This is a genomic window from Geobacter sp. AOG1 (genome assembly GCF_019972315.1).
Taxonomy (GTDB): domain Bacteria; phylum Desulfobacterota; class Desulfuromonadia; order Geobacterales; family Geobacteraceae; genus Geomobilimonas.
On record NZ_BLIZ01000001.1, the window covers coordinates 142,933 to 157,958 of the forward strand.

At 58.6% G+C, this 15,026-nt stretch carries 12 protein-coding genes; 8 read left to right on the forward strand and 4 right to left on the reverse strand.

The genetic code is table 11. The annotated features are described in order from the left end of the window. Positions 1-106 precede the first annotated feature (106 nt). On the forward strand, positions 107-3,571 hold the full coding sequence (locus LDN04_RS00600) for a DUF748 domain-containing protein (protein ID WP_223905306.1): 3,465 nt from the start codon (positions 107-109) through the stop codon (positions 3,569-3,571). Positions 3,572-3,679: 108 nt separating this feature from the next. Here LDN04_RS00600 and LDN04_RS00605 read toward each other — a convergent pair whose 3' ends face one another. From LDN04_RS00605 to LDN04_RS00620, 4 genes are all read right to left on the reverse strand, one after another. Continuing rightward, positions 3,680-4,480, reverse strand: a complete 801-nt coding sequence (locus LDN04_RS00605) for a VacJ family lipoprotein (RefSeq protein WP_223905308.1) — start codon at positions 4,478-4,480, stop codon at positions 3,680-3,682. Positions 4,481-4,496: 16 nt separating this feature from the next. Continuing rightward, positions 4,497-5,768, reverse strand: coding sequence for an alpha/beta fold hydrolase (locus LDN04_RS00610; RefSeq protein WP_223905310.1), 1,272 nt, complete (start codon positions 5,766-5,768; stop codon positions 4,497-4,499). Positions 5,769-5,897: 129 nt separating this feature from the next. Next, complete coding sequence (locus LDN04_RS00615; RefSeq protein WP_223905312.1) at positions 5,898-6,047, reverse strand: lmo0937 family membrane protein; 150 nt, start codon at positions 6,045-6,047, stop codon at positions 5,898-5,900. A gap of 128 nt (positions 6,048-6,175) precedes the next feature. Then, the gene (locus LDN04_RS00620) at positions 6,176-6,490 is read right to left on the reverse strand and encodes a BON domain-containing protein (RefSeq protein ID WP_223905314.1); all 315 of its coding nucleotides are present in this window, start codon (positions 6,488-6,490) and stop codon (positions 6,176-6,178) included. A gap of 156 nt (positions 6,491-6,646) precedes the next feature. Here LDN04_RS00620 and LDN04_RS00625 point away from each other — a divergent pair, with 156 nt between their 5' ends. The 7 genes from LDN04_RS00625 to LDN04_RS00655 all read left to right on the forward strand — a co-directional run bounded on the left by LDN04_RS00625 (position 6,647) and on the right by LDN04_RS00655 (position 14,788). Continuing rightward, complete coding sequence (locus tag LDN04_RS00625) at positions 6,647-7,624, forward strand: hypothetical protein (protein WP_223905316.1); 978 nt, start codon at positions 6,647-6,649, stop codon at positions 7,622-7,624. Positions 7,625-7,665: 41 nt separating this feature from the next. Next, positions 7,666-7,986, forward strand: coding sequence for a hypothetical protein (locus LDN04_RS00630; RefSeq protein ID WP_223905319.1), 321 nt, complete (start codon positions 7,666-7,668; stop codon positions 7,984-7,986). A gap of 265 nt (positions 7,987-8,251) precedes the next feature. Beyond that, a complete protein-coding gene (locus tag LDN04_RS00635; RefSeq protein ID WP_223905321.1) occupies positions 8,252-9,787 on the forward strand; it encodes a B12-binding domain-containing radical SAM protein in 1,536 nt (511 codons plus the stop codon). A 134-nt stretch (positions 9,788-9,921) separates the two neighbouring features. Further along, entirely contained in the window at positions 9,922-11,895 is a 1,974-nt protein-coding gene (locus LDN04_RS00640; RefSeq protein ID WP_223905323.1) for a transglycosylase domain-containing protein, read from the forward strand. Between the two features lie 24 nt (positions 11,896-11,919). Beyond that, a complete protein-coding gene (locus tag LDN04_RS00645; RefSeq protein WP_223905325.1) occupies positions 11,920-12,105 on the forward strand; it encodes a hypothetical protein in 186 nt (61 codons plus the stop codon). A 407-nt stretch (positions 12,106-12,512) separates the two neighbouring features. Continuing rightward, positions 12,513-13,790, forward strand: coding sequence for an NAD(P)/FAD-dependent oxidoreductase (locus tag LDN04_RS00650; RefSeq protein ID WP_223905327.1), 1,278 nt, complete (start codon positions 12,513-12,515; stop codon positions 13,788-13,790). A gap of 494 nt (positions 13,791-14,284) precedes the next feature. Continuing rightward, on the forward strand, positions 14,285-14,788 hold the full coding sequence (locus tag LDN04_RS00655; protein ID WP_223905329.1) for a hypothetical protein: 504 nt from the start codon (positions 14,285-14,287) through the stop codon (positions 14,786-14,788). The last annotated feature ends 238 nt before the right edge of the window (positions 14,789-15,026 follow it).

The window sequence follows — 15,026 nt, forward strand, 5'->3', positions numbered from 1 at the left end:
CCAACAGTCGTGCAGAATAATTGTAACATGTTTATTTGCAGTTATACTTCCTGAGAAGACGCTTCTATGGTAATTCCCTCCGATGAGCTAATGCAAGGGATAGACGATGAAGCGATGGAAGAAAGCGGCGCTCATTACCAGCGGCATCGTGCTTCTCCTGGCGGGTTTCGTCGCGTTTGAGCTCCCAGGCATCGTCAAAAACCAGGCGGTGCAGAAGGTGGAGACTGCGACCGGCAGAAAGCTCGCCATCGGCGGGATTTCCATCAACCCCTTTGCCTGGACGATTGAGGTTCGTGACTTCCGTTTCTCCGAGGAGGGAGGATGGGAGACCTTCGCCGCCTTCAGCAGCGCCCGGATCGCCGTGAGCCCTTTATCCCTCTACCGGAGGGCGCCGATCATCGCTGCGGCCCGTATAAACTCTCCCCACCTCCGCATCGTCAGGGTCGGGGCAAACTGCTACAACTTCTCGGACCTCCTGAAGTGGCTGCCTCTGCATCCCCGTTTATCCGTCAACAACCTCACGATAACAAACGGCTCCATCGACTTCATCGACCAAGGGCTTCCCGTCGAGAAGCGGCATGAACTGCGCAAGGTCGAGCTTGCCGTCCCCTTTATCACTACCATTCCGTATCTTGCCGACCGGTACATCAACCCCCGCCTGAACGCAGTAGTGAACGGCTCTCCGCTTCATGTGGAGGGAAAACTCAGGCCGTTCCCCAAGGCAGTTGAGGCCTCGATAGCCTTAGAACTGAAGGAGGTCTCCCTCCCCTATTACCTTGCCTACGTCCCCGGAGCGCTCCCGGTCCGGGTCGAATCAGGGCGGGTATCGGCGAAGGTAGAGGTGAACTACCGGGCGGCGCAGATGGAAAACCCGGAGTTGGCGCTCAACGGCAGCGTGACCCTGGCTGACATGAAGATAGTCGACCGGACCGGGGCTCCCTTCCTGGCTTTGACGCGGCTCGACACAGGGATCACCCGCGCCCGGCTCCTGGCAGAGGAGTTCGAGCTCTCCTCCCTATCCGCCGACGGGCTGGAGGTCTTCCTGTCGCGCGACAAAAAAGGGGTCTGGAGCCACAGCCGGCTTGCTGGTGAGGTTTCCCCTAGCGCCGCCCCTCGCAGGAAAGCGCTCGTCAGCGTAACAGAGACGCGGCTCAGAAACGGGCGGTTCCACTTCATTGACAGCCTCCCTCCCGGCGGGTTTACGGCCGACCTGGAAGGGATCTCCCTAGATATGCGAGGCTACTCAACCTCCCCGGGAAAACGGGCGAGCTATGCCCTCTCCTTTACAACGTTGCGCGGGGAGAAGGGGAGCCTGAAAGGTGAGTTCTCTCCCCTGCCGCTGGTGACCTCTTCGTCGATTGAGCTTACCGGGGTTATGTTGGAAGCGTACTACCCCTACCTCGCTTCGGTCCTGGGCGCCAAGTTGAAGGGGAGTCTCGATGTCGCAGCCAATCTGGACTTCGGCGGGCCGGATGGGATGAGGATCGAGAAGGTCGTCATCCAGGTCCGGCAGCTTTCCGCACCGTTCGAAAAGGGTGAGGAAATAACCCTGGAGTCGCTCTCCCTCGCCGGGGGGAGGTTCAGCCAGAAGGAATACCTGCTGGAAGCGGCCGATGTCACCCTCAGGGATGGCGATCTCCGGTTCTCCCGCATACGGAAGGGGACACTCCTGCCTCTGGCCCTTCTGTCCGAGTGGGAAAAGAGGGCTGCGAAAGGTAATAAGGCGGCGACACCACCACTCCGCTACCGGATCGGCCGCATCGCCGGGTCAGGGATGAACGTTTCCTTTTCGGATGAGATGCTGGCAAAGCGGCCGAACTTCACCCTTGAAAAGATCGCCTTCACCCTGGAGAAGCTCGCCGGCCCCCCCTTTGGCTTGATCCCCTTCAGCGTAGCGGCGACATACGGGAAAGGGGGCTCGCTCAGGGTCTCCGGCAGCGCCACCCCCGCCCCCTGGAAGCTTAAAGGGAATGTGACCATGCAACGGATTCCGCTCACCGATTTCGCCCCCTACTTCCCTGAAAACCTCAACATGGTCGTAGCGGACGGCAAGGTCGATGCCCGTCTCGCCGTCTCTCTAGCTGCCGAGGGGGACCGCCTGACCGGCACGTTCGGCGGGTCGGCCGGCATCCGTTCCTTATACTGTCTCGACGCCGAGGGGGAGGACCTTCTGAAATGGGAAAGCCTCCAGTTGGACAAGATGAACGGGAGCCTTGCCCCCTTTGCTCTCGATATCGGCGATGTGGCCCTCACCCGGTTCTATTCACGGATCATCGTTGAAAAGGACGGAAGCCTCAACCTCCAGCACCTCTACACTCGGGAACCGGAGGGGGAAGAGAAGGAAACCGCGGCCGGGAGGAAGAGGAGAATGGTCCGGATCGGCACGGTCACCATGCAGGACGGTACCCTTGCCTTCACCGACCACCATGTGATGGGGGGATACACCACGGCCCTTTTCAATCTGGGGGGACGGGTAAGTGGCCTCTCCTCCGAGGAGAACCGGTTTGCCGACGTGGACCTGCGCGGCAACCTGCAAAACCAATCCCCTCTCAGGATTACCGGGCGAATCAACCCCCTGCGCGCCGACCTCTTCGCCGACCTCAAGGTGAGCTTCACCGATATTGAACTCTCCCCCATGACCCCCTATTCGGGGACCTACCTCGGCTATGCTGTAGACAAGGGGAAACTGTTTCTCGACTCCAACTACCGGATCGAGAGCAGGAAGCTCGATTCGGAGAACAGGGTCTTCATCGATCAGCTTGACTTCGGCAAGCGCATCGAAAGCGACAAGGCGACCAACCTTCCGGTCCGCCTTGCCGTCGCTCTCCTCAAGGACCGGAAGGGGGAGATCCGCCTCGTCCTACCGGTCACGGGACGGACCGACGACCCGCAGTTCAGTGTCTGGCGCGTGGTGCGTGATATCCTGAAGAATCTCGTCGTTACTGCGGCGAACTCCCCCTTCACCTTGCTCCAGTCCATGTTCGGCGTGAAGGAGGACTTGAGAAGCGTCGGCTTCGCTTATGGCTCCGCCGAGCTTTCCCTCGGCGAACGGGAAAAACTTCTGAAGCTGGCTACGGTGCTCAGCGACAGGCCGGCGCTTAAGATCGAGGTTGTCGGTTTTGTGGACAGGGAACGTGACGATGAGGGGTTACGGAACGAGCTCCTCCTGGAAAAGATGCGCGCCGAGAAGTTCCTCTCCATGGTGAAGGAGAAGAAGAACCAGCCGGGCGATTCTCCTGAGACCGTGCAGATCTCCCGCGAGGAGTACGTCAGATACCTGAAGGCGGTCTACGCCAAGGAAGAATTCCCCAAGCCGCGGAACATCCTCGGGCTGATCAAGGCGATCCCCGATGCGGAGATGAAGAAGCTGATTCTGGCTAACACCGTCGTGGGCGAGCAGCAACTGCGGAGCCTGGCCAAAGCCAGGGCTGCCGGGGTCAAGGCGTTTCTCGTTAATCAGGGGAAAATGGATTCAGCGCGGGTCTTCCAGAAGAGCGGGGACATGTACAGGGTGCCGGCGAGGGGAGGGGAACCCGTGAGCCGGGTCGAGTTCGAGGTTGGGGTGGAATAACCTCATGGATTTAATAAGCCTGATTGGAAGAGAGGCTTCGTGAGATAAACTGGTCGGAATAACGAATAAAAAAACATCCAGCAGATTCATGCCAACTCCTACATCCTGTCACTCTGCGGGGAGAGGCTTGCCTGACTCGATTTCGCGCTTCTCGTGGTAAAAGAAGCGGACCATGTAGTACTCGAAGGGATAGCCGCTCTCATAGTAGCGGAAACTCTGCTGGTGCCGCGTATCGATTGCCTCAAGGGTCGTTATCCCCGAGGTGATGGCGAAAGCGTCGTCGGAGTTTCCAAACGGATCGATCGCGGTGTAAATCCCGTATCTGATGCCACTATCCACGGCGAGACCTCCCGCGTCGCGCAGGGACGAGGGGCCCAATATCGGCAGCACCAGGTACGGCCCGGAGTCTGCCCCCCAGTAGCCAAGGGTCTTGCCGAAATCCTCATCATGCCGCTCCAGGCCAAAACTGGTGGCCGGATCGAACAAGCCGCCAAGCCCAAAGGTACTGTTCGTCACGAAACGGCCAAGCGTCGTCACCGACTCCGTCCCCTTCAGCTGGAACAGGCTGTTGGTGAGATTTCTGACTTCCCCGAGGTTATTGAAGAAACCGGAGATACGTTCCTGGAGGAAGGTGGGAGTGACGAACTCGTAACCATTCACCACGGGGAGGAAGAGGTATTTGTCGAAGTAGAAGTTGAACCGGTACATGCTTCGGTTGAACCCCTCCCAGGGGTCCGCTACCTCGGCGAAGCGCTGATCCCGGAACTCGCTTATGGAGTGCATCGGCGACACCTCTGCCGGGGTATTCGCCCTGGTTCCGGCGCACCCGGCAAGGGACAGCAACAACACCAACGCGAGGATTATCCTGTGGACCAGGACCCGGCAGGCTCGGTAGCGGGAAACCGTCATCGTGGTGCCCTCCTTGTCATTTGAAGAAAGCGACCATGTAATCCAGGTTTTCCTGGTACTCAAGGTTGCCCAGATGGCCGCCGCGCGGGTAGATTTTGGTTCGCTCGCCAAAGACCTGCCGCAGATAATCGAGTTCCGCTTTGGTCAGGATGAAGTCGTTCTCGTTGGTCATCACGCCGAACTTGGCAGACGATTTCAGGTACCCTTCGATGCTCCTGAGGGACTCTGACTCAATGAGAGCCTCCTTGGTGAGTCCCGGCCGCCGCTTTTGGAAGTAGGGATAAAAGTACTCGTTTAAATAGTCGAAGAAGCTCAAGTGGGTGGAGACCAGGAAATAGTCGAAAAGGGAATCGGTGGCACTCAGCAGACGGTTCTTCGGCACAACGTAGCCGCCGTTGGTCATCACGTCGGAGGAAAAGATCATGCCTGCCAGATTGATGCGGAAGGTGAGCCCGATTAATCCGGCGGTTTCCTCGCGGGAGAAAAGACGCTCCGTGTATATCGAGTAAAGAAAATCATCGTTGATGGCGACGAAATTCCCATAGCGATAATACTGACTAAACTTGGCCAGCATCTTGTTGAAAAATATTCCTTGCTTCTTGGATCCCCCGGGAATCTGTTTCACCAGTTCCTCAATCCTTGTCGCCGAATTGTAGAGGCTTACAGGAGGATTGATCATGAGCACTTTGTGGAAGTTGAAGACCCGGCGCTCCTCGTCCAGCTTCGCCACGAAGGCGGCTTGGCTGGCTCCCAGGCTATAGCCGCACAGATGGAAGGAGGATACCTCGATGTCACTTTCCACCTGCTTCCAGGCGGTCTCCATCACCCGGTACAAGTCAGCAGCGTCCTCGGTCAGGTCGCCGGGGACGCTGCTTTGGGAGGCGGAGATAATAAAATTGGCAAGGGAGGGCGACGGCAGGGTAATGACATGAAAGCCGGCCTGGTAGAAGGCTTTCATCATGGTCAAAAGCTTGGGAGCCCGGTCACTGGAGCCGGCGCCGGCGATCAGGAATACCAGCGGTGCCTTTTGCTCCTGGTAGGCGAAGGTGCAACGCAGCCCCGTGTCGTAAAAGAAGACCGGAGGTATCTGCCGGTCCGGGATGACATCAAGCACGAGTTGCCGGGTGCGCATCTTTGCGGGGAACTTGGGGATGAGGCTTGCCGGGGTCCCGAGAATGGTGGCTTCATACGATCCCGGAATCGGGTAGCCGTAGCCGTCGTCCGCCGCCATACTTGACACGGGCAACAGGAGGAGGCAGGTGATGAACAGCATTCTCAGGTGCATCATGCGGATGCCTCCATTGCTTTAACGTGCATTTCGTTTCTACGGATCGGCATGGGGCCACGTCCGTACCATTGTTAGCTTGTTCCCTTCTGTTGGAGAATTGCAGTCTTTCGGACTGGCAAAGACAGGATGCTACAGGACCTTCCGCCCTTGAATGATGCGTACCAGCACCACTATAATGGCAATTACGAGCAGAATGTGGATCAGCCCCCCCATGGTATATGAAGTAACAATGCCTAACAGCCACAGTACTATCATGACCACGCAGATTGTCCAGAGCATAACGCCCTCCCCCCTGTAGCAACGGCTGTCAGTAGCGTCAACCGCTGCCTTTTCAGCACCCTGATAACGTCTAACAGAATCGAAAAAACCCGCCGGAGCGGGTTGTGAATGCACCTGAATCTATGCTGCTATTTTACAACCAGGTCGTTATTCACCGAAACGACACCATTTACGCTGCCGGCAACCTCTCCTGCCTTTTTAACGCTCTGCGCCGAATCGACAAAACCGCTTAACTGAACTACCCCTTTGAATGTCTTGACGTTGATCTGCAAGGTTTTAAGCGTTGCTTCGTTAAAGATTGCGGCTTTCACCTTGGTTGTGATGACGGAGTCATCGACATACTGGCCGGTGCTCTCCTGCTTTTGCGTGGCTGCGCACCCCAGGAAGGTGGTAATCAGCCCGATGCAGACCAGGAATTTCAACATGCGATACAGTTTTAGCATGATGTTTTCTCCTTTCCATAGGTACTACATTTTACCTTACGCAGAACTAAGTTTATCCAACACTGCCTGCCTGTCAACGCACCTGGTCCCATTGACAAGCAACCTCCCTGTGGTACCCATAAGAATGAAATCAACGGGAAAAGGGGGGAAGCTGCCATGCGCCGTGCAACTCTTTCGCTCATATTAGTTCTTCTGGCCTGGCCGGCTTTTGCCGGGGAAATCAGCTTTCTCGGCGGTAACGGGTGGACCAATAACCCTGTCGAGAAAACCTTCGCCTGGCAAGTTCAGTACATGGAGGGGCTTGGCGAGCATTTCGCCTACTCCCTCTCGTACGTGAACCAGGGGCACTTTATCTCGCACCACCGTGACGCCAATGCCGCCAATCTTTGGGTCCGCACCAATCTGTTCGATCGGCAGCTTTCGCTGGGCGCAGGCTTCGGAGGCTTGTTCTATTACGACACCATCCACCCTGCCAACGGAGGCGCCGCCCAGGATTTTCACGGCTGGGGGACCATGGTCAACGTGGCGGCGACCTGGTATACGGAGAGCCGCTTGTTCTACCAACTGCAAGGCTATTGGGTCAGGGGGGGGCAAAGCTTCAATACCCTGTCGGCGCTCGCCGGCATCGGCTACCAGCTCGATGCACCGCCTTCACCGGGACCTGACGTGAAAGGAACCCGCCTCACCAAGACAACCACCGACAACGAACTGACGGTGCTTGGCGGCGAAACGGTCGTGAATATCCCCGGCCAGGGACGTTCGCGCGCCATCGCTCTCGAATACCGGCGCGGACTCTGGCGCTTTCTGGAGCTGACGGCAGGGGCCCGTTACGAGGGAAGAAACGACCTGATCGACCGGTACGGCCTGACCACCCAGCTCTGGCTGGCAAAGCCCTTCCTGGATGACCGTATTGCCCTCAGTGCCGGCTTCGGCGGGTATTACGCCGTGGATCAACGCCGCGGCGGCCATGAAGAGGGACGGAACAGCAACGCCTTCGTAGCCGAAATCGCCTCGATGTCGGGCAGTTTCCGGCTCAGCGAGCACTGGCACATACGCGCCACCTGGGACCGGATCATCACGAGCTACAACCGGGACTCCGACGTCTTTCTGGGGGGGATCGGCTACCGGTTTTGAGGCATCCGGAGACAAAAGCACCCTCAACAAAGGAGCAAAAAATGAAAAGTTTACTCAGCATGTTTTTTGTCGCGCTATTTGCAGCGTTCATGCTCACGGCATGCGTGGTGACGCCGGGCCCGGGAGGCTACGGCGTGGAAGTGGCCCCGGCTCTTCCAGCGGTTATCGAGTTGGATGTAGCACAACCGTACTACTATCAGAGCGGCTACTACTATTTCTATCAGGGCGATCGCTGGAACTACTCGAGATCAAGGAGCGGACCCTGGGCGGAGCTGCCGAGATCCCACTGGCCAAAAGAGATCAGGCAAAGGGGGAGAGAAGAACGGGGTGGAGAATTCAGGCGCGAGCGTGAAGAGAGATAAGTATTAAGGAACGGCCGCATTGTTTTGCGCTGTTGACACTCCCGCAGGGCGCATGCGCCCAGCGGGAGTGTTCATTTAATTTTCATGATAACGCCGTGTAAGAGAGTCCTTACTTCCGCACCATGGCAACTCTCTGATATCAAGGCCCGCCCACAGTCGCCCATCTTTTACAAATCGTTTACATTGCCGGCGATGACAGTCGCAGAAATAGCTATACACTCTAAAGAATCACTTTCCCGCATAAATGCATCGCAGGAGCATTCACATGAAGATTCTCCTCGTGTATCCCCACTATCCCGACACCTTCTGGAGCTTCCGGTACGCCCTGAAATTCATCGACAGGAAGGCAAGCTTTCCCCCGTTGGGGCTTCTGACGGTGGCTGCCATGCTCCCCGGCCAGTGGGAAAAGAGGCTCGTCGACATGAACGTCCAGGCTCTCTCCGACGAGGAGCTGGCATGGGCGGATTACGTCTTCATCAGCGCCATGACCATCCAGCGGAAGTCGGCGAAGGAGGTGATCGCCCGCTGCCGGCAACTGGGGGTGAGGACCGTGGCCGGTGGCCCCCTCTTTACCGCCTGCCACGACGATTTTCCCGACGTGGACCACCTGGTACTGGGGGAAGCGGAACTCACTCTTCCACCCTTCCTGGCTGATCTGTGCAAAGGCGGGGCACGGCATCTCTATGCCGACGAGCGATGGGCTGACCTGAGGACCACCCCTATCCCGCTCTGGGACCTGATAGATGTCAGGAACTATGCCGCCATGAATATCCAGTATTGCCGGGGATGCCCCTTTGACTGTGAGTTCTGCGACATCACCACGCTGTTCGGGAGAAGGCCGAGGAGCAAGACGCGGGAGCAGTTGATCGCAGAGTTGGAGAGCCTCTACGCCCGGGGATGGCGCGGGGCAATCTTTTTCGTCGACGACAACTTCATCGGCGACAAGGGGAAACTGAAGCGGGAGGTCCTGCCAGCCATTATCGACTGGATGGATCAGAAAGAGCACCCCTTCTATTTTTATACCGAGGCGTCCATCGACCTGGCCGACGACCCCCGTCTCATGGAACTCATGGTCAGGGCCGGGTTCGAGGAGGTCTTTATCGGCATCGAGACCCCTTACGAGGAGAGCCACGCCGAGAGCGGCAAGGTGCAGAACAGGAACCGTGACCTGCTGGCCTCGGTCAAGTGCATCCAGCGGGCCGGACTGCAGGTGCATGGGGGGTTCATCGTCGGCTTCGACAGCGACCCCCCCTCGATCTTCGAAAAACAGATTCTCTTCATTCAGGAGAGCGGCATCGTCACCGCCATGGTGGGTCTGCTTTCCGCCATTCGCGGGACCAGGCTCCACCGGCGTCTACGTAGAGAGGGGCGGCTGCTGGGGGACGACTCCGGCAACAATATGGACAACGACCTCAACTTTGTTCCCCGGATGGAGGTCAAGGCGCTCATCGGGGGCTACCGGACCATCCTCGACACCATCTACTCCCCCAGGAACTATTACCAGCGGGTGATCAGGCTCCTCAGGGAGTACCGGCCACTGCATCTGGGGAAGTTTCACCTCCAGCCGGGGTATGTGGGGGCGCTCTTCAAATCGATCCTGTTCCTGGGGGTTATCGGCAGGGAGAGGCTCCACTTCTGGAAACTCTTCTTCTGGTCTCTCCTCAGAAAGCCACGACTCTTCCCGCTGGCCATAACCTATGCCGTCTACGGGTTTCACTTCAGGAAGGTAGCGGAAAAAATCAGAAGAGACGGGATGTTCGATGGTAATGGTGCCTGGCATGAACACGATCACTATATTTGACTTGCCGCCATGTACCAGGTGTGACAGAATCTTTCAGCGGGCAAACGGCCAATCCGTCCCCCATTCTCCCTGAAGGAGTAAACAACACCTTGCTTTTCCATTCATCCTCTCCCCTTGCAAAGGCGCTCCATTCCATGATTTTGGGCCTTTTCCTGGCACTGACACTGACCCCATCGGCCCGGGCCCAGGAAAACTTCGCCACCTACCCCCCCCTCCCCGCCGGCTACTCCACCATCAAGGTCTTCGACCGCCAGGGGCGGTTCGTCGGCCGGATCCTTCCCGAGAAAAGGTACTGGGTCCCCATCGACCGCATCCCCCCGTTCCTGCAGAAGGCAGTGGTGGCCGTTGAAGACGCCCGCTTTTATGAACATGGCGGCATCGATGTTCGGGGGATCGCGCGAGCCCTGGTGAAGGACGTGGTCAAGGGGAAACTGGCCGAGGGTGGTTCGACCATCACCCAGCAGCTGATCAAGAACAAACATCTGTCCGGGGAGAAATCGATCGAACGAAAAATCGACGAAGCCCGCCTGGCCATGGAGTATGAGCGGAAATACAGCAAGAAGCAGATCCTGGAGATGTATTTCAACGAAATCTATTACGGGAACGGGGCCTGGGGGATTGCCCAGGCAGCCCGGCTCTATTTCGACAAAAACCCGGAGGAGATGACCGACGCCGAATGTGCCCTGCTGGCCGGTGTGCCCAAAAACCCTGGCGCCTACAACCCGTTGGGGAAACCGGCCAAGGTCGCGCTGCGAAGGGACGTGGTCCTCAAGCGGATGGTCGAGGTCAAGGCGATCTCCCCCCGGGAGAGGGGGGCCGTGAGAGCCCAGCGCGCAACGGTCACCCCCCCCGGACAGGCACCCTATTACATGGCCCATATCCGGAACAAACTGATCGAACAGTATGGAGCTGGCATCATCGAGCAGGGGGGGTTGGAAGTCACCGCCGCCATGGACCTGAACCTGCAGAAGCTGGCGGAAAAGGCCCTGCGCGAAGGGGTTCACAAGGTTTCCTCCGAGTTGCAGGGGGCGCTGATCTGCCTGGATCCCACAACGGGTGACCTGCTGGCAACGGTGGGGGGGACCGATTTCGCCCGGAATCCCTACAACCGCGCTTTCGTCGCAAAGCGCCAGCCCGGCTCGGCTATCAAGCCGCTCATCTATGCCGCCGCCCTTGAAAAGGGAATCACTGCCGGCAGCATCTGGGACGATACGCCGGTGGGCTACAACCGGGGGAATAACGAGACCTGGAAGCCGCAGAACTACGGGAGAGAGCAGTATGGTCAGCTTAGCCTGAGGCAGGCGCTGGCATACTCCAACAACGTCATCACGGTAAAGGTGCTGGATACCATCGGCGTCCCCTCGTTCGTCGACTTTGCGGGGAAGATGGGTCTGCCCCTGCGCTCGCCCAACGATCTCTCCCTCGCCCTCGGTACCAACGAAGTCACCCTGCACGACCTGGTGCAGGCGTACACCCCCCTGGCCAACGGTGGGGTCAGGGCCGAATCACGGACCATACTCCGTATCTATGATCGCAATCGCAACGGTTGGAGCGAGAATCCGACCGCCGTCACCCCGGTCCTTTCCCCCGCTGCCGCCTTCGTCACGACCCGGATGCTGAAGGACGTTCTGGTGTACGGCACTGCCAAGTCCCTCAGGAAATTCAGCCAAGAACATCCCTCCGCCGGCAAGACCGGTACCACCGACGACTACCGGGACGCCTGGTTTATCGGTTATACTCCCCAGGTGATAACCGGCATCTGGGTAGGCTACGACAAGCCGAAACCGGGAGGAAAAGGCTTTACCGGAGGAGGTATCGCCGCCCCCATCTGGGAACGGTTCATGCGCCCGGCCCTGGCCTCCAGACCGGCCATCGATTTCCCCAAACCGGATACGGTCGTTTCCGTTGCCATCGACCCGAGCACCGGCTACCTGGCAAATGCGGAGTGCCCGGAACAACGTGATGAACTCTACATAGCGGGGACCGAGCCGACCGAATACTGCCCAAAACATGGCGGAGCTCCCGTCAACCCGCCACCTCAGCCCCTGCCGACGCCGTCGGACGGCGACACGGGTGCTGACGGAGCACTGCAGGACGGAAACGAATAGGGAAGAATAGGAGAAACCCACATCATGCACGACCTGTTACCCGATGGAGAAGATTTGCGACGCGCCGTGAAATGGGTGTCCGGAAACCTGCAGGAAAATCCCGCCCAGCCGGTCCAGCCCCTCGTCCAGGAAGCGATCTTCAAGTTCGATCTCTCACCCCTGGACGCGGAGTTCCTGATCCGGTTCTTCAGTGAAAGAACCGAGGCATGAAGCAGGAATGCTAAAAATTCCCGCGCCTTGCGTATCTGTTCTTCTGGCTCCACGCAAAAAAAACCGAACTCCTTGCGGACTCCGGTGTAAAGAGCAGTTTAAATTACCTGGCTGCTATTTCGCAGACTTGTAATTTCTTATCTGGTATACCAATGTAACCACACTCAGGATGATGAACGTTACCAAGATATAACTCATACGTCGTTGCTCCTTTCCTGGTTATTACCCCATTCACTCTGCTCCTCTGCCTATAGTATAGAACATCTGGACGTTTTTTGCATTTGATTTTCATTTTCTTTAACATGGTGAGGTACGGAGCCGAATGAAGTTTCATGCCGCGTCCATCAGCCTTAGCGCAAAATGCGGGGTATAATTGGGACAGTAATATTTTTCACACGGAGTATCCCATGCCTTCTCCAACTTACGACATCATCATCGTCGGCACCGGCCCGGCAGGTCTCGGTGCGGCGTTCCATCTCGTCGAGCATTCCCCTTCCCTCTCCATCCTCATGGTCGACCGGGAGAAGATCTGCTCCGGCGGCCTGCTGAACGACTGCAAACAGAACTACACCTACCCCATCGGCTTTGCCTCCGAGAACTGGACCAAAGAAGAGGCCGAGCGGCTCCTCCCCCAGGTGGAAAAGTGGCTGCAGCCGGCCATCAAGGAGAAGCAGAACCTTGAGGTCTACCGGCGGCGGGCGGAACGGCTCGGCGTCACCCTGCTGGACGTCCGCCAGGCCCATGTCGGCACCGACCGGAGCAGGGTCCTGATCCAGCGTCTCCTGGGCGAGCTCACGCGTCGCGGGGTGCAGTTCATGCTGCAAAAGGAAGTAACCGACGTCTTCGACGATGCCGACGGACCGGGTGTCGTCATAGCCGGCACGGAAAGGGTGCATGCACGGAAGGTGATCGTCGCCCCTGGTCGGAAGGGGTTCAGCTTTCTCCAGCAGGTGATGGAGCGCATGGGAATCGCCTACATCGACAACGTGGTGGATGTGGGGATCCGCGTCGAGACACGGGTGGCCAACTACCCCATCGTCAACGACTACTACGACCCCAAGTTCCTCTTCCCCGACGCAGTGCGCACCTTCTGCACCAACTCGGGCCATGCGCGGGTGGTACTCGAGCGCTACCAGGGGTTCAGCCTGGTCAACGGCCACGCCCTCTCCGAGGAGCAGGAGGGAAACAACCTGGCAAATTTCGCCCTGCTCAAGACCATCGGTTTGAAGAACCCGGTCCGGAGCGGCCAGCAGATGGCAGTATTTCTCGCCCGCCTGGCCAACGAGATCGGCGGCGGCAAGCCGCTCATGCAGCGGGTGGGGGATTTCCGCATGGGAAAACGCTCCACCGCCGAGGCATTCAACGAGGACCTCTACGCCTTCCCCCCCAGCTGTCCGGTCACGGCCGGCGACCTTGGGCTGGCCGTGCCGGCCAAGATCATGCGCCATATCTGGGCAGCCATGAAGAAGCTCGACACCATAGTCCCCGGAGTCCTCCACCCGAGCACCATCATGTACTACCCGGAGATCAAGATGTATGCGAACAAACCCGCCTTCCTCGACCCCCATTTCCGGGTAAGCGCCAACGTCTACATGGTGGGGGACGGCGCCGGCACATCCCGCGGCATAACCGGCGCCTGGGCCAGTGGGATCAGGGCCGCGGAGGGGATACTGCAGGGGCATTAAGTATGGTGTCTCAAAAACGCGATCCCCAAGACGCGAAAACGGGCGCACCGTGGTGCGCCCGTTTCATTGAACCGAAGCCGACGCGGGCTAGATCCGCCCTGAACGTCGCATATCAACCGATTACTACACGTGCATTACCGGCCCCGTTCCTCATCTCTCCGCTGTCCTTGCCCTTGGCCCCTGGGCTCCTGCGACTCCCCTCTCCCCTGCGGCCGCTGTTCCGGGCCCCGCATCCTTGGTTCCTGCTGTTCACGCTGTATAGCCCCAGGCTGCCGTCTCTGATCCTGTACTGCCGGGGCTCGCTGCTGCCTCTGGTCCTGTGGTGCAGGACCTCGTTGCTGAGAAGGGCCCTCGTACTGCGGCTGCGGTCGTCCGGCCTGACCGCCCTGCTGAGGCGGCATTGCACGCTGGGTATCCTGCGGTCTTGGACTTCTCGCCCGAGGCTCTTCTTGTCTTCCCCGCGGGGAAGGCGCGGGCGCTCGGAGTTCTCCCTGTTGCTGATAGTGCTTGCGAACTACCGTGTCGCGCGGCTGGTAACGGTACTGCTGGTTGCGTATCTTCTGCTGCTGCTCAACCTGGCGGGGATACCGGTCTCCCGTATACTGCCGCTGGTAGACGGGCAGCGGGGCGGGCGCCGGAGCAGAGCCGCGCCTCCATCTGTCCCAGCCGCTTCGGCGCTGCTCCCACCCACGGCCCCAGTGCTCACCCCAGCGGGGTGGTGCATTCGACCGCCAGCCGCGGAAGTACACCGGCGGCTGTCGGTAGTAGCGCACGGGGACACGCAGGATGTACAGCGGCACGGCATACGGGTCCACAAGCCACCAGGGGCCGTTGTACCAGGAACTCGCGTACCAGTTATCGCCCTGGAAAACCCAGTACATCCCATCGTAAAAGAAATAGTTGTAATCCACCCCTGGAGCGTAGTAGACCGGATATTCCGGCACCCGGACAAGTTCCGGGAACAGCGGCAGGTTGATACCGATGCTCACGTTGGGTAACCCGATACCGATGCTTACCTGGGCCGCGGCAGGCGTCACCGAGCACGACAGCATCCACAGCACAATGATTCCGTAACGTATTTTCTGCATGGTGTCCTCCATTTCGATAAGTAGTGGCCGCAATGGCCGGGGCTACTCATTTGCAGAGTCTACCACTTTTTATGTCGATTTCCAAGGTAACACCGGATGCGCCTTCGATTACTGAGAAGTGGCTAGCCGAGGCCAGTGGCCTGCCGGG

Bases quoted from the DNA above. Each gene is read 5' to 3' on its own strand.
- LDN04_RS00630 (WP_223905319.1), top strand. From the start codon at position 7,666: ATGAAAAGTTTACTCAGCATGTTTTTTGTCGCGCTATTTGCAGCGTTC.
- LDN04_RS00620 (WP_223905314.1), bottom strand. From the start codon at position 6,490: ATGCTAAAACTGTATCGCATGTTGAAATTCCTGGTCTGCATCGGGCTG.
- LDN04_RS00610 (WP_223905310.1), bottom strand. From the start codon at position 5,768: ATGATGCACCTGAGAATGCTGTTCATCACCTGCCTCCTCCTGTTGCCC.
- LDN04_RS00625 (WP_223905316.1), top strand. From the start codon at position 6,647: ATGCGCCGTGCAACTCTTTCGCTCATATTAGTTCTTCTGGCCTGGCCG.
- LDN04_RS00640 (WP_223905323.1), top strand. From the start codon at position 9,922: ATGATTTTGGGCCTTTTCCTGGCACTGACACTGACCCCATCGGCCCGG.
- LDN04_RS00650 (WP_223905327.1), top strand. From the start codon at position 12,513: ATGCCTTCTCCAACTTACGACATCATCATCGTCGGCACCGGCCCGGCA.
- LDN04_RS00645 (WP_223905325.1), top strand. From the start codon at position 11,920: ATGCACGACCTGTTACCCGATGGAGAAGATTTGCGACGCGCCGTGAAA.
- LDN04_RS00635 (WP_223905321.1), top strand. From the start codon at position 8,252: ATGAAGATTCTCCTCGTGTATCCCCACTATCCCGACACCTTCTGGAGC.
- LDN04_RS00600 (WP_223905306.1), top strand. From the start codon at position 107: ATGAAGCGATGGAAGAAAGCGGCGCTCATTACCAGCGGCATCGTGCTT.
- LDN04_RS00605 (WP_223905308.1), bottom strand. From the start codon at position 4,480: ATGACGGTTTCCCGCTACCGAGCCTGCCGGGTCCTGGTCCACAGGATA.
- LDN04_RS00615 (WP_223905312.1), bottom strand. From the start codon at position 6,047: ATGCTCTGGACAATCTGCGTGGTCATGATAGTACTGTGGCTGTTAGGC.